The sequence below is a fragment of the Streptomyces sp. JNUCC 64 genome (genome assembly GCF_054484115.1).
In genome coordinates this window covers 1,654,729-1,668,429 of the sequence record NZ_CM137015.1, presented here as the reverse complement: position 1 = coordinate 1,668,429, position 13,701 = coordinate 1,654,729, and the positions used below count along the sequence as shown (strand labels likewise).

Sequence of the window (13,701 nt, the reverse complement as noted above, 5' to 3'; positions counted from 1 at the left end):
CGTGGCGAGGGGATTTCCCGGGGCCGGGGCCTCGGGCGCGCCGTAGGGGCCGGAGCCCGGACGGGTGGCGGCCCCGCGCCGGACCGGAGCCGAAGCGCAGTCGGACCGGGGCCGGACCGGAGCCGGAGCGGGGCTGGAGCGGGGCTGGAGCGGTGGCGCCCGGCCGTGCTCCAGCGGAGGCCCGGCGGCGGTCCCGGGCAGTTCCGGCGGCGGTCCGGAAGCCCGGCCGGGGTACGGGATACCCGTGCGGACGCACTACCGGAAGATCACCCGAGTGCCCCGGGGAACCCTCGGTGACCTGCGGTGTTGCCGGACGGCACCCGGCCGTGGCGGGACCGTCCCGGTGGCGCCCGGACCACGGTGGAGATGCGCTCCGATCCGACGGACCGTCACATGAGGGGGCGACGGCACCGGCTCTCGTCAGCGCGCGGGCAAGGCCCCGCACGCGGCCGTTGCCTGACGGAGGATCATATGAACGCTCGACGCACGCTCGCCTCGGCCGGGGTGGCCGCGGCGGCGGTCGCCCTCGCCGCGCCCCTCGCCCTCGCGGCGGGCGCTCCGGCCGGGGGTGCCCCCGACCCCCGGCCCGGCGACCGGACCCTGTCGTTCTCGCCGGACCCGGTGCGGGCCGGGCACACCACCACCGTCCGGACGTTCTCCTGCGGGAACAGCGACACCGCCACGGTCAACGCCGAGTCCCTCGGGGTGCGCCACGTCCGGCTCACCCGCGACGGCCGGGACGCCCAGGACACCCGGACCGGGCAGGACCTCCGGACCGGACAGGACGTCAGGGACGGCGGCCAGGACCTGAGGGGCGCCCAGCAGTTCGGCCGGGAGCTGAGCGGCCGTCTGGAGGTGCCGTGGCACACCCGGCCCGGCCGCTACACCGTCCACGGCACCTGCGAGAACGGCGCGCACCTGGCCGGGGTGCTGGAAGTGGTGCCCGCGGGCGGCTCCCACGCCGGGTTCGGCGGCGACCGCGACGACACCCTCGCCACCGCCGCGGGCGGGGCCCTGGTCGTCGGGGCGGCGGTCGCGGGCGGATACCTGGTCCGGGCCCGGCGCCGGACCGTCTGAGCCCACCGCCCCGGGACGTCCCCGGCCGGTGGACCGCGCACCCCCACGCGCCCCACCGGCCGGAACCGCCCCCGCGAACGACCGCCCCGCCGCGACCGTTCGGGACGGGAAACGGGTGGCCGGACGGCAACGGCCGGACGGACCGGAACGGACGACCGCCCCGGAACGCGCCGGAACGATCCGGAACGGTCCGCGAGGACGGGAACGGGCGGGAGAGATCGGGAGAGATCGGGAGAGAGGGAGACACGGATGGACGACCGGTACCGGTACCCCGGACACCGCGCGGGAGGCGCCGCCCGGGGCGCGGCGCTGCTCGCCGCGTTCGACCCGCACCGTCTGGAGGGCCGCGCGGCCCGGAGCAGACGCCACCGGGCGGGCTGGTCCTCGGTGGCGCTGGCGGTCCTGATCGGGGTGCGGATGGTGCAGGGCGACCCGGTGACGGGACCGCCGCAGCCCGCCCCCGCGGCGGCGGTCCGCCCCGCCCCGGCCGCCTCCCCGGGCGGGGCGCCCGAGCCGCTGGCGGTCGCCCGTCCGGAACGCGTCCGGATCCCGGCGGTCGGGGTGGACGCCCCGCTCCAGGACGTCGGTTACGGCCCCGGGGGCCAGATCGACGCCCCCGAGGCGACCCGCCCGGACACCGCCGGATGGTTCGCGGAGGGCCCCGCCCCCGGTGAGCGGGGCACCGCCGTGCTCACCGGTCACGTGGACACCCGCGACGGCCCCGCCGTGTTCTACCCGCTGGGCTCGGTCGTCCCGGGGAACACCGTGGAGGTGACCCGTTCCGACGGCCGCACGGCGGTGTTCACCGTCGACGGGGTGGAGGTCCTGCCCCGGGACGCGTTCCCCGCCGAGCGGGTCTACGGCGACACCGGGCGTCCGGAGCTGCGCCTCATCACCTGCGGCGGCACCTACGTCGGCGAGGCGGGCTACGACGCCAACGTGGTCGTCTTCGCCCGGCTCACGGCGGTGCGCTGAGCGACGCCCGGACCGTCGCGGCCAGCACCGTCCCCACCGCCACCACCAGACCGCCCCCGGTCACCGCCGCCAGTCCCGCCCACGGCACCACCACCGTGACGGGGGCGCCCAGCAGCGCCAGTGCCGCCGCCAGCCCGCCGAGCTGCACGCCCGCGACCAGCGCGCCCAGCACCGCGCCGGTCACCACCAGCGCGGCGGCCTCCAGCGCCACGAACCGCAGCACCTGCCCCCGGCCCGCCCCCGCCCGGTGCAGCGCCCGCAGTTCGGGCAGCCGGTCGGCGGCGGCCGTCAGCGTGGAGTTGGCCAGTGCCAGCCCCGCGTAGACCAGCGCGATCCCGAGGACCAGCAGGAAACCGGTGCGGGTGGTGCCGTGGGAACGGGGCGCGAGGTCCCGGGCGTACTCCCGGCCGGTCCGGACGCGGGCGTCCCCGGCGGCGGCCCGCACCCCGGCGTCCACCCGGTCCGCCCGGGCCCCGGGCGCGGTCCGCACCTCCACCCGGTCCACCTCGGCGCCCGGCGCGTTCGCCGGGGTGACGTACGCGCCGTGCGAACCCGTCCCGGTGCGCAGGACAGCCGCGATCCGCAGCCGGACCGGGCTGCCGTCCGCCCGCCACACGGTGATCCGCTCCCCGACCCGGCGCCGTTCCCCCTCCTCGTCGACGACGATCGACCGGTCGTCCAGGTCCCGGAGGTCGCCCGCCGCGACGGGCGGCGCGGAGACGGCGGCGAAGACCGCCGGGTCCACCGCGCGGGCCTCGGAGCGCACCAGGGCGGTGCCCTCCTCCAGGACGTGCGTCTCGGTCGGCGCGCTCGGCGAGACGAGCGCTCCGGGCACCGCCCGCAGCGCGGCGACGGCGGCCCGGTCCACCCCGGTCACCACGTGGTCCGCCCTGGTGGCGCGGGCGATCTCGGCGCCCCGGGAGGCGTCCAGGGTGGCCGTCGTCCCCAGCAGCGAGCCGGTGAGCGCCACCGTCACCAGCGCGGGGGCCGCCACCGCCGCGCCCCGTCGCGCGGCGCCCGTCGCGCCCGCCCGCACCAGGAGTCCGCCCGCCCCGGGCAGCCGGGCCGGGAGCCAGGTCAGCACCCGGGCGGCCGTGCCCACCAGCACCGGCGTCAGCAGCGCCACGGCGGTGATCAGCAGCATCGGACGGCTGGTGTACGTCTTGCGGTGCAGCAGTTCGCCCGGCTCGACGACCAGGGTGTACCCGAGCAGCCCCAGCGCCGTCAGCAGCAGCCCGCCGCCCCACAGCGCACGACCCCCGGTCAGCGCGCCCCGGTCGGCGGGCGCCTCCCCGAGCGCCTCGGCGGGCCGGGCGCGCCCCGCCCGCCAGGACGCGGCGGCCACCCCCGCCAGCGCCACCACCAGCCCGGTCCAGAACGCCGCGTGGTACGGCCACCGGTCGGGCCCGATCCGGAACCAGCCGGGCGCCACCTGACGCTCTACCAGCCACCGTGCCAGCGGGGGAGCGGCCGTCCCGCCGAGCGCGCAGCCCACCGCCGAGGCGACCGCCCCCACGCACAGCCCCTCCGCGTACACCGCCCGGCGCACCTGCCCGGGGGTGGCCCCCGCCGCCCGCAGCAGCCCGAACTCCCGGCGCCGCCTGGCCACCGAGTAGGCGAACGTCGAGGCGACCACGGACACCGAGACGAAGCCGCTGACCCCGCCCGCCGTGCCCAGCAGCGCCACCAGCGCGGTGACGGCGGCCCGTTCCCTGGCGGTCCCGGGGTCGGCCTCCCGCCGGTCGCCGCCCGTCAGCACCCGCGCCGCCGCCCCGGCGGGGTGCTCCGCGACGGCGGCCCGGACGGCGGCGGGCGGCGCGTCCACGACGAGGTGGTCCACCCGGGGCGCCAGCCGGGCGGTGTGCCCGGCGGTGAGGAACGCGCTCCGCGCGCACCCGGCGGTGGCCGCGCCGGTGCCGACCACCCGCCAGTCGCCCCGGTCGGTGCGCAGCCGGTCGCCGGGCCGCGCCCGGGTGCCCGTGACGACCACCTCCCCGTCCCGCTGGGGCGCCCGCCCGGCGGTCAGCCGGCAGGACGCGAACGCCGCCGTCGGCCAGGGGCGGGCGACCAGCGCGCCCGCGCGCCCGGCGCGCACCGCCACCGACCGGTCCTCGACGACGGGGCCCAGCTCCGCCAACGCCCGGGCCAGCGCGGCCGGTACGGGGCGCGGGGCGCCGCCCGGCGGACCCTGCCGCGTCCCGCCCGGGGTCTCCACCCGCAGCGCGGCGGCTCCCGCCACTACCACGGGCGCCGCCGCGAACCGCTCCGGCTGCCGTTCGGGGGCCCGGGCCGCCGAGGCCAGCGCCAGCCCCACGGCGGTGAGCACCCCCACCGCGAGCGCCAGGGCCAGGAACCCGCCGAGGAAGGCCGTCCACCGGTCCCGCAGCCCGTTCACCACCACCCTCAGCACGCCGCCGCCCCCGTTCCGGCCTCCGTCGCCGTGCCCGGTCCCGTCTCCGGGCGGACCCCGGCGCGGCCCGCCGGTTCCCGGCTCCCGCCGGGGACCGGCGGACGGTCCCAGGAGGTCATCCGCCGGGCGACCGCCGCCGCGTCCGGCGCGGTCAGCTCCCCCGCGAGCGCCCCGTCGACCAGGAACACCACCCGGTCCGCCCACGCGGCGGCCACCGGGTCGTGGGTCACCATCACCACCGTCCGGCCCTCCCCGTCCACCCACTCCCGCAGCAGCGACAGCACCCGGTGTCCGGCGGCCGTGTCGAGGGCGCCCGTCGGCTCGTCCGCGAACACCACCGAGGGCCGGGTGACGAGGGCGCGCGCCACCGCGACCCGCTGGCGCTGCCCGCCGGACAGCTGTGCGGGACGGTGCCGGGCCCGGTCCGCGAGGCCGACCCGGGCGAGCGCCGCCCGCACCTCGCCCCGCGCCGGGCGGCGGCCCGCCAACCGCAGCGGCAGCGCCACGTTCTGCTCCGCCGTCAGGAACGGCAGCAGGTCGAAGGACTGGAACACGAACCCGATCCGCTCCCGCCGCAGCGGGGTCAGCCGCCGTTCGCCGAGCCCGGACAGTTCGGTCCCGTCCAGGACCACCGATCCGGAGGTCGGCCGGTCGAGCCCCGCCGCGCACCGGAGCAGCGTCGACTTGCCGGAGCCGGAGGGCCCCATCACGGCGGTGAACGTCCCCCGGCGGAAGGCCAGGGTGACCCCGTCCAGCGCGGTCACCGAGGGCCCGGCCCCGCTGCCGCCCCCGCCGCCCGGGCCGTTCCGGCGGAGCCCACGGGACCCACCGGGCTCACGGGACCCACCGATCCCGGCGAACGCCCCGAACCGGCCGCGTCCGCCGTCGGGGGACCCGTGCACCCGGGTCAGCGAACTCACTCTGATCACTTCGTCGTCCATGCCCTCCACCCCACCGTCCGGACCCCCTCCCGGTCAGCGGGGCGGAACGGAGAACCGGGGGTAGGGCCAGCCCTACCCCCGGCCTCCACCCCACGCCCTGGGCCCGCCCCGGCCCCCCGCCTACCGTGACCCCATGCGCACCGCCCCGGACCGCTGCCCCTCCGACCCCGATCCGGCCCCCGACCCGGACCCGGCCCCCGATCCTCATCCCGAAGCCGAAGCCGAAGCCCCCCTCCCAGGCTCGGTCCCCGTCCCAGGCTCGGTCCCCGTGTCCGTAGGGACCTGGCGGGCCGTCGGCTATCTGCTGACCGGCGCGCTGCTCGGGCCGCCGCTGCTGGTGGCCCTCGTCGTCACCGCCACGGCCGGACTCGTCCTCGCCCCGGTGCTCGTCGGACTGCCGCTGCTGGCCGCGCTGGCCCTCGCCGGGCTGCCCTTCGGCCGCTTCGAGCGGTGGCGGCTGCGGCTGGTGACGTCCGCCCCGCCGCCCGACCCGCACCGGCGGATCACCGCGCCGGGCCCGGGCGCCTGGGCCCGGGTCCGCTTCCGGGAGACGGCCACCTGGCGGGAGTCCGGGTACACGGCGCTGACCGCGCTGGCGCTGTGGCCGCTGGAGGCACTGGCGCTGACCTCCGCGCTGGCCGTCCCGCTGGCCCTGCTCGCCACCCCCCTCCTGCTGGCGGCCGACGGGGGTGGGGAGGTCCGGGTGCTGAAGCTGTGGCTCGTCACGTCCTGGCCGCCCGCGCTCGGCTGCGCCGTGCTCGGGGCGGTCCTCGTCCCCGCCGGGCTCTTCGCGCTCAGGGCGCTCGCCGGGCTCCGCGCCGCCGTGGCGCGGGCGCTGCTCCGCCCCCGGGACAGCGCGACGGACCGCGCCGTACGGGAGCTGAGCCGCTCCCGGGTCCGGCTGGTGGACGCCTTCGACGCCGAACGCCGCCGGATCGAACGGGATCTGCACGACGGCGCCCAGCAGCGGCTGGTCGCCCTGACGATGACCCTGGGCCTGGCCCGGCTGGACGCCCCGCCCGGCCCGCTGGCCGACACCCTGGCCCGCGCCCACGGCGAGGCGGAACGGGTCCTCGCCGAACTGCGCGAGCTGATCCACGGCATCCACCCGAAGGTCCTCACCGACCTCGGGCTGGACGCCGCCGTGCAGGACGCCGCCGACCGCTCGCCGGTCCCCGTCCACGTCGACGTCCGGGTGCCGGGGCGGCTGCCGGACGCGGTCGAGGCCGCCGCGTACTTCGTCGTCCGGGAGGCGCTCGCCAACGTCGCCCGGCACAGCGGCGCCCACCGCGCCGGGGTCACCGCCCGGCACCGGGACGGACGGCTCGTCCTGGAGGTCGCCGACGACGGGCGCGGCGGCGCCGACCCGGCGGCCGGGAGCGGGCTCACCGGTCTCGGCGACCGGGTGTCCGCACTGGATGGCACACTCTCCCTGTCCAGCCCGCCGGGCGGACCGACCCTGCTGCGTGTGGAGATCCCGTGCCGACCGACCGAGCGGAACCGACCGGCCGGACGGCACCGGTGACGGAACGGATCCCACCGGCCCGGCCGACCACGCCGACGACCGGACCGCCCGCGCGGCCGACCGCACCGCCCGGCCCGGCCGAGGCCCCCGGGACGGCCGCACCGACCACACCGACCGAGGCCCCCGGGACGACCGCGCCGACCGGAACGCCCGGGGCCCCCGGAACGCCCGGGGCTCCCCGTCCGCTGCGCGTGGTCCTCGCCGAGGACGGCGTCCTGCTGCGCGAGGGACTGGTGGGACTGCTGGCCCGGTTCGGCCACGAGACGGTGGCCGCCGTCGGGGACGCCGCCGCGCTCACCGCCGCCGTCGCCGCCACCGCCCCCGACATCGTCGTCACCGACGTCCGGATGCCGCCCGCCTTCGAGGACGAGGGGCTGCGCGCGGCGGTGGCGCTGCGCCGGGAGCGTCCCGGGCTGCCGGTCCTGGTGCTGAGCCAGTACGTGCAGCGCGCCTACGCGGCGGACCTGCTGGACTCCGGTGACGGCCGGGGCGTCGGCTACCTCCTCAAGGACCGGATCGGCCGGGTGGACCAGTTCGCGGACGCGGTGCGCGCGGTCGCGGACGGCGGCACGGTCGTGGACCCGGAGGTGGTCCGTCAGTTGCTGCGCCGCCGCCGGGACCCGCTGGAGCGGCTGACCCCGCGCGAACGGGAGGTGCTGGCCCTGGTGGCGGAGGGCCGCTCCAACGGGGCCATCGCCCGGGAACTGGTGGTCACCGAGGCGGCGGTGGTGAAGCACGTCGGCGGCATCCTGGCCAAGCTGGACCTGCCGCCCGCCGACGACACCCACCGCCGGGTCCTCGCCGTCCTCGCCTACCTCCGCGCCTGAGCGCGCCGGACGCCCGGCGCCCCCGCCCGCACGGCCACCCGAACGGGGAGCCGGGCGTCGTGCCGGGACGGATTCGGGGAAGGGTAGAGCACATGGGATTCCACGTTGACTCCGAGACCGGTCGGCTGCGCCGCGTCATACTGCACCGGCCCGATCTGGAGCTGAAACGGCTCACCCCCAGCAACAAGGACGCCCTGCTCTTCGACGACGTCCTGTGGGTGCGCCGGGCCCGCCAGGAGCACGACGGCTTCGCGGACGTGCTGCGCGACCGGGGCGTCACCGTCCATCTCTTCGGGGAACTGCTCACCGAGGCGCTGGAGGTGCCGGCCGCCCGGGCGCTGGTTCTGGACCGGGTCTTCGACGAGAAGGAGTACGGTCCGCTCGCCACCGGCCCGCTGCGCGCCGCGTTCGCCGGGATGCCCGCGCCGGAGCTGTGCGAGGCGCTGGTGGGCGGGGTCACCAAACGGGAGTTCCTGGAGGGGCACGCCGAACCGTCCTCGGTCCGCTTCCACGCCATGGAACTGGACGACTTCCTGCTCGGTCCGCTGCCCAACCACCTGTTCACCCGGGACACCTCGGCCTGGATCTACGACGGGGTGTCCATCAACGCGATGCGCTGGCCCGCCCGGCGGCGCGAGACCGTCCACTTCGAGGCGATCTACCGGCACCACCCGCTGTTCGCCGCCGACGGGGCGGGCCCGTTCCACCTCTGGTCCGAGGGGCAGGCCGACTACCCGTCCACCATCGAGGGCGGTGACGTGCTGGTCATCGGGGGCGGGGCCGTCCTCATCGGGATGAGCGAGCGCACCACCCCGCAGGCCGTGGAGATGCTCGCGCACAAGCTCTTCGCGGCCGGGTCGGCGCGGACCATCGTGGCGCTGGACATGCCCAAGCGACGGGCGTTCATGCACCTCGACACGGTGATGACGATGGTCGACGGCGACACGTTCACCCAGTACGCGGGGCTCGGCATGCTCCGCTCGTACACCATCGAGCCCGGGGCGGACGGCCGGGAGCTGAAGGTGACCGACCATCCGCCGGAGCACATGCACCGGGCCATCGCCTCGGCCCTCGGCCTCAGCGAGATCCGGGTGCTCACCGCGACCCAGGACGTGCGGGCGGCGGAACGGGAGCAGTGGGACGACGGCTGCAACGTCCTGGCGGTGGAGCCGGGCGTGGTCATCGCCTACGAGCGCAACGCCACCACCAACACCCATCTGCGCCGACAGGGCATCGAGGTGATCGAGATCCCGGGCAGCGAGCTGGGACGCGGGCGCGGCGGCCCCCGGTGCATGAGCTGCCCGGTGGAGCGCGACGCGGTGGACGCGGGCTGACGGACCGGGACGGACGGTCCGACCGCGACGGACGACCGCCGGGGACGGGCCACCGGGACGGGCGACCGCCGGGACGGGCGGACCGCACGGCCCGATGGACCGCGCAGCCCGACGGGACCGCACAGCCGGATGGATCGCATAGAAATGCTGTTCATCGTATACACTTCCAGATCGTCCGTCCGATCGATCTCGCGCCCTGGAGCCCCGCATGGTGACTGTCCCCACCGGTTTCGCCGGCCGCCACTTCCTGAAGGAGCTGGACTTCACCGCCGAGGAGTTCACGGCCCTCGTGACCCTGGCGGCCGAGCTGAAGGCGGCCAAGAAGGCGGGCACCGAGACGCCGCTGCTGCGCGGCCGGAACATCGCCCTGATCTTCGAGAAGACCTCCACCCGCACCCGCTGCGCCTTCGAGGTCGCCGCCGCCGACCAGGGCGCCTCCACCACCTACCTCGACCCCTCCGGCTCCCAGATGGGGCACAAGGAGTCCGTCCGGGACACCGCCCGGGTGCTGGGCCGGATGTACGAGGGGATCGAGTACCGGGGGGACAGCCAGGACGCCGTCGAGGAACTCGCCGCGTACGCGGGCGTCCCGGTCTACAACGGGCTGACCGACGACTGGCACCCCACCCAGATGCTCGCGGACGTCCTGACCGTCACCGAGCACTGCGCCAAGCCCCTGACCGACGTCGCCTTCGCCTACCTCGGGGACGCCCGCTTCAACATGGGCAACTCCTACCTGGTCACCGGCGCCCTGCTCGGGATGGACGTCCGGATCGTCGCCCCCGAGGCGTACTGGCCCGCCCCGGAGGTGGTGGCCCGGGCCCGCGCCCTCGCCGAGGCCAGCGGCGCCACCCTCACCCTCACCGAGGACGTCGCCGAGGGCGTGCGCGGCGCGGACTTCGTCGCCACCGACGTGTGGGTGTCGATGGGGGAGCCCAAGGAGGTCTGGGACGAGCGGATCGCCGCCCTCGGCCCGTACGCCGTCACCATGGACGTGCTCCGCGCCACCGGCAACCCGGACGTCCGCTTCCTGCACTGTCTGCCCGCCTTCCACGACCTGGGCACCCGGGTCGGCCGCGAACTGTACGAGCGGCACGGGCTGGAGTCGCTGGAGGTCACGGACGAGGTCTTCGAGTCGGAGCACTCGGTCGTCTTCGACGAGGCGGAGAACCGGCTGCACACCATCAAGGCGGTCCTGGTCGCCACCCTCGCGGACCCCGCCGCCGGCTGACGGGCGGCCTCCACCGAGGGGGCGACGGTCCGGTCCGGGCCGTCGCCCCCTCGGCGTCCGGGTCAGGAGGTGCGCAGTCCGAGTCCGGCGGCGACGGAGCTGACCCGGGTGAACACCGAGTCGGTGTGCAGGTCGTCGCAGTACTTGTTGCCGGTCGAGGTCACGCCGATCACCTTGCCCCCGGCGACGAGCGGGCCGCCGGAGTCGCCCCGGCAGATGCTGTCCTTGGTCCCGGTGGTGGGCGCCCCGCACACCTTCCGCGCCAGGGAGTCGCCGGGGCCGGTGAACGGCTCGCAGGTCCGCAGCGACGCCAGCTTCAGGGTCGCCGACTTCAGCCGGGTCGCGTTGGTGTCCCGGGCGGTCAGGCCCCAGCCCACCGTCTTCGCCTTCTTCCCGAGCGTGTACAGGCTCCCGTCCCGGGGGCCCGCGACGGGCAGCGGGGTGTACGGCATCCGCGCGGAGAGCGTCAGCACGGCGGCGTCGTACTCCAGGAAGCCGTCGTAGCGCGGGTGGAGCCGGACGGCGGTGACGGCGCGGACCGTGCCGTCGGTGGCGGCGAGCTTGGTGCGTCCGCCGACCACCGTGAACCCGAGGGCGGCGTCGACGTCGTTGACGCAGTGCGCGGCGGTGAGCACCTTGGTGGGGGTCACCAGCGTGCCGCCGCACACGTGCTCGCCGCCCGGGCCGCGCAGCTGCATCGCGTAGGGGTGGCTCCCGGTGGTGGCGTTCTGGCCGCCGTGGATGGCCTGCGCCGGGGAGCCGGTGGCGGTGAGCCCGGCTATCGCGAGCGCGGCGGCGGCGAGCGCCGAGGCGGTCCGCCTGATGGACGTGGACATGTGATCCCCCTGCCGAACGGGTCCGCGGGGTCCGTTCCCCCGCGCGTTCCGTACAACAGGACGGCGGGATCGCCGGGTGCGTTCCGCACGACGGTGATCTTCCGTGAGGGACCTCCGCGCACGGGCGGGGCGCGCGGGGCGCCGGGGCGGTCGGCCGGGGGCGCGGAACGGTGGGCCGGACGCGGGGGAGGCGCGGCCCGCCGGCGGGACCCGCCCGTCGGGGGGATGGCCGCCGATCGGGTGGGCGGGTAGCCCGTTGATCGGGGGGATGGGTGTAGACCTTCGGCCGCCGAGGCCGAGAAGTGACGTTTCCTCAGTGCGCGTGGCGGGGCCGGGGCACCGCGGGGAGGGTGAACCAGACGGCCTTGCCGGAGTCGGTGGCCCGGTGGCCGCAGGCCGAGCTGAGCGCCCGGATCAGCAGCAGTCCGCGCCCGTCCTCCTGCCAGGGGTCGGGCGGCTCCGGCGGTTCGGGGAGGGTGAGGAGGTTCCCCGGGGGACAGGGGTCGGGGTCGTGGACCTCGACCTGGCAGCCGCCGGGCAGCAGTGCCACGACCAGCTCGATGGGGTCCTCGCCGGAGGTGTGCTCCACGGCGTTGGCCACCAGTTCCGCGGTCAGCAGTTCCGCCGTGTCGCAGTCCGCGGTGTCCCCGGAACCGGAGGGGTCGGCGAGCGCCGTACGGACGAGCGCGCGGGCCACCGGGACGGCCGCCGTCGAATGCGGCAGCGCGATACGCCAGGAGGCGGAGGCGGATGGCTCGTACAAGGCGGGTCCGTTCGGGGGCGGAGATGGTCCGGCCGTCAACTTTATGAATGGTACGGGGTGGTCCCCGCCGGTCGGACGGGGGGCGCGCCGAGGGCCTCAGCCGCTGGTGGGAGGGGGTGGGGGCGGGCCGGTCGAACGGGTGGCCGGATGTCGCCCTCCGGTGCGCCCGCGAGGGTGGGATGTGGCGGTCGTCTCGTCGGCCGGGTGACGGGAGACAAAGCCGGGGCCATCAGGTTAGGCTCACCTAAGTGAAGGGCTCCGGTCGACGGGGCTCTCGCGCCCCTCGTAGGAGAGAAGTGTCGCATCCGGGCAACACCGAGAACGCATCGGCGCGTTCGCCCTCCGAAGCACCCCGACCCTCGGGCGCCTGTCCCGCAGCACCCCTCACCCGGAAGTGACGCTGAACCACCAGCCTCACCCCGCGCAGTCCCACGGCCTTCCCCCCACCCGGGCGTCGGGCCGTTCGCTGTGTCCGCTCACGACCCCAAGGCAGAGTGTTGTCCATTCAGTTGCCGCCGTCCTCCGCTCCGCGCTCCGTGTACCCGGTGGACGTGCTCCCCGGTAACGTCCGCGCGCGACTGCTGGAGCTGACGCGTCACGACGCTCCCGTGTCCGCCTACCTCTACGACGCCTCCGTGGCCGTCGACCGCGCCCGCCAGCTGCGGGCGGCGCTGCCCGACTGGGCCGCCGTGTACTACGCGGTCAAGGCCAACTCCTTCCACGGACTGCTCGAAGCGCTGGCCCCGCACGTCGACGGCTTCGAGGTCGCCTCCCGCTCCGAGGTCGAGGGCGCCCTGGCGGCCCTGGGCCGGGTCCCCGGCGAGGGCCCCGCCCCGCTGGTCGCGGCGGGCCCCGCCAAGTCGGTGCCGGTCCTCTCCGCCCTGGTCCGGGCGGACGCCGAGGCCATCAACGCCGAGAGCGCGCTGGAACTGCACCGCGTCAACCGCGTCGCCGGGGAGGAGGGCGTCCGCGCCCGGGTGGCGCTGCGGGTCAACCCCGCCGAGATCCCCGTCACCGGCTCCCTCCACATGGGCGGCACCGCCTCCCAGTTCGGGGTCGCCGAACCCGATGTGCCCGCGGTCCTCCGCGAGGCCCTGACCCTGCCCCACATCGACCTCGTCGGCTTCCACATCCACGCCGCCTCCAACAACCTCGACGCCGAGACCCACGCCGCCTATCTGCGCTGGTGCGTGGAGTGGAGCGTGCGGGCCGCCCGTGAGGCCGGGTTCACCCTGCGCCACGTCGACATCGGCGGCGGCGTCGGCGTCGCCTTCGAGGGGGAGAAGCCCTTCGACGTCACCCGGTTCGGTGAACTCGTCGCGGACGTCGAGGTCCCCGAGGGGGTGAAGGTCATCCTGGAGCCCGGCCGCTTCGTCGTCGCCGACTGCGGCTGGTACGCCGCCGAGGTGACGGACGTGAAGACCTCCTACGGGGAGACCTTCGTCGTGCTGCGCGGCGGCATCAACCACTTCCAGCTGCCCACCTCCTGGGACATCGTGCACAACGTCGCGGTGCTGCCCGTCGACGAGTGGCGGGAGTCCTGTCCCCGCCCCGTCGCCGAGGACACCCGGGTCACCGTCGTCGGTGAGCTGTGCACTCCCGAGGACACCCTGCTGCGCGACGTCCGGGTGGACCGGGTCCGCGCGGGAGACATCGTCGTCTTCCCCTACGCGGGCTCCTACGGCTGGGAGTTCGCCATGCACCGCTTCCTCGGGCACCCTGTGGCCGAACGCCACCTGATCTGAGGCGCCACCCTTCATCCGAGAACCGCACGGACGGGAC

At 76.5% G+C, this 13,701-nt stretch carries 11 protein-coding genes; 7 read left to right on the top strand and 4 right to left on the bottom strand.

What is annotated here, in order from left to right:
* The first annotated feature begins 471 nt into the window (after nucleotides 1-471).
* Nucleotides 472-1,077 (top strand): hypothetical protein, encoded by a 606-nt coding sequence (locus ACVWNX_RS06565; RefSeq protein WP_454412933.1) that lies wholly within the window; start codon nucleotides 472-474, stop codon nucleotides 1,075-1,077.
* Between the two features lie 249 nt (nucleotides 1,078-1,326).
* Complete coding sequence (locus tag ACVWNX_RS06560; protein ID WP_454412932.1) at nucleotides 1,327-2,052, top strand: class F sortase; 726 nt, start codon at nucleotides 1,327-1,329, stop codon at nucleotides 2,050-2,052.
* Here the strand turns inward: ACVWNX_RS06560 and ACVWNX_RS06555 are convergent.
* The gene (locus ACVWNX_RS06555; RefSeq protein ID WP_454412931.1) at nucleotides 2,036-4,462 is read right to left on the bottom strand and encodes an FtsX-like permease family protein; all 2,427 of its coding nucleotides are present in this window, start codon (nucleotides 4,460-4,462) and stop codon (nucleotides 2,036-2,038) included. The two genes, ACVWNX_RS06560 and ACVWNX_RS06555, sit on opposite strands and share 17 nt — an antisense overlap.
* The gene (locus ACVWNX_RS06550) at nucleotides 4,456-5,403 is read right to left on the bottom strand and encodes an ABC transporter ATP-binding protein (protein ID WP_454412930.1); all 948 of its coding nucleotides are present in this window, start codon (nucleotides 5,401-5,403) and stop codon (nucleotides 4,456-4,458) included. Before ACVWNX_RS06550 ends, ACVWNX_RS06555 begins: the two co-directional genes overlap by 7 nt.
* Nucleotides 5,404-5,671: 268 nt before the next feature.
* Between ACVWNX_RS06550 and ACVWNX_RS06545 the strand changes: the two genes are divergently transcribed.
* The 4 genes from ACVWNX_RS06545 (at nucleotide 5,672) to argF (ending at nucleotide 10,320) form a co-directional block, all read left to right on the top strand.
* Complete coding sequence (locus tag ACVWNX_RS06545; protein WP_454412929.1) at nucleotides 5,672-6,928, top strand: sensor histidine kinase; 1,257 nt, start codon at nucleotides 5,672-5,674, stop codon at nucleotides 6,926-6,928.
* 191 nt (nucleotides 6,929-7,119) lie between these two features.
* Nucleotides 7,120-7,755: a response regulator gene (locus ACVWNX_RS06540; protein ID WP_454414653.1), complete on the top strand. Its 636-nt coding sequence runs from the start codon at nucleotides 7,120-7,122 to the stop codon at nucleotides 7,753-7,755.
* 92 nt (nucleotides 7,756-7,847) lie between these two features.
* Nucleotides 7,848-9,089, top strand: coding sequence for an arginine deiminase (locus ACVWNX_RS06535; RefSeq protein ID WP_454412928.1), 1,242 nt, complete (start codon nucleotides 7,848-7,850; stop codon nucleotides 9,087-9,089).
* 208 nt (nucleotides 9,090-9,297) lie between these two features.
* The gene (gene argF, locus ACVWNX_RS06530) at nucleotides 9,298-10,320 is read left to right on the top strand and encodes an ornithine carbamoyltransferase (protein ID WP_454412927.1); all 1,023 of its coding nucleotides are present in this window, start codon (nucleotides 9,298-9,300) and stop codon (nucleotides 10,318-10,320) included.
* A 62-nt stretch (nucleotides 10,321-10,382) separates the two neighbouring features.
* Here the strand turns inward: argF and ACVWNX_RS06525 are convergent, their stop codons facing one another.
* Together ACVWNX_RS06525 and ACVWNX_RS06520 are read right to left on the bottom strand one after the other, a co-directional pair.
* Entirely contained in the window at nucleotides 10,383-11,156 is a 774-nt protein-coding gene (locus tag ACVWNX_RS06525) for a S1 family peptidase (RefSeq protein ID WP_454412926.1), read from the bottom strand.
* 313 nt (nucleotides 11,157-11,469) lie between these two features.
* The gene (locus ACVWNX_RS06520; protein WP_454412925.1) at nucleotides 11,470-11,919 is read right to left on the bottom strand and encodes an ATP-binding protein; all 450 of its coding nucleotides are present in this window, start codon (nucleotides 11,917-11,919) and stop codon (nucleotides 11,470-11,472) included.
* Between the two features lie 551 nt (nucleotides 11,920-12,470).
* On the opposite strand from ACVWNX_RS06520, the gene ACVWNX_RS06515 reads away from it, so the two are divergent.
* A complete protein-coding gene (locus ACVWNX_RS06515; protein ID WP_454412924.1) occupies nucleotides 12,471-13,664 on the top strand; it encodes an alanine racemase in 1,194 nt (397 codons plus the stop codon).
* Nucleotides 13,665-13,701: the final 37 nt, after the last annotated feature.

What these genes read in the sequence shown, in the direction of transcription:
- ACVWNX_RS06565 (WP_454412933.1), top strand. Translation starts at nt 472, where the DNA reads ATGAACGCTCGACGCACGCTCGCCTCGGCCGGGGTGGCCGCGGCGGCG.
- ACVWNX_RS06560 (WP_454412932.1), top strand. Translation starts at nt 1,327, where the DNA reads ATGGACGACCGGTACCGGTACCCCGGACACCGCGCGGGAGGCGCCGCC.
- ACVWNX_RS06550 (WP_454412930.1), bottom strand. Translation starts at nt 5,403, where the DNA reads ATGGACGACGAAGTGATCAGAGTGAGTTCGCTGACCCGGGTGCACGGG.
- ACVWNX_RS06535 (WP_454412928.1), top strand. Translation starts at nt 7,848, where the DNA reads ATGGGATTCCACGTTGACTCCGAGACCGGTCGGCTGCGCCGCGTCATA.
- argF (WP_454412927.1), top strand. Translation starts at nt 9,298, where the DNA reads ATGGTGACTGTCCCCACCGGTTTCGCCGGCCGCCACTTCCTGAAGGAG.
- ACVWNX_RS06525 (WP_454412926.1), bottom strand. Translation starts at nt 11,156, where the DNA reads ATGTCCACGTCCATCAGGCGGACCGCCTCGGCGCTCGCCGCCGCCGCG.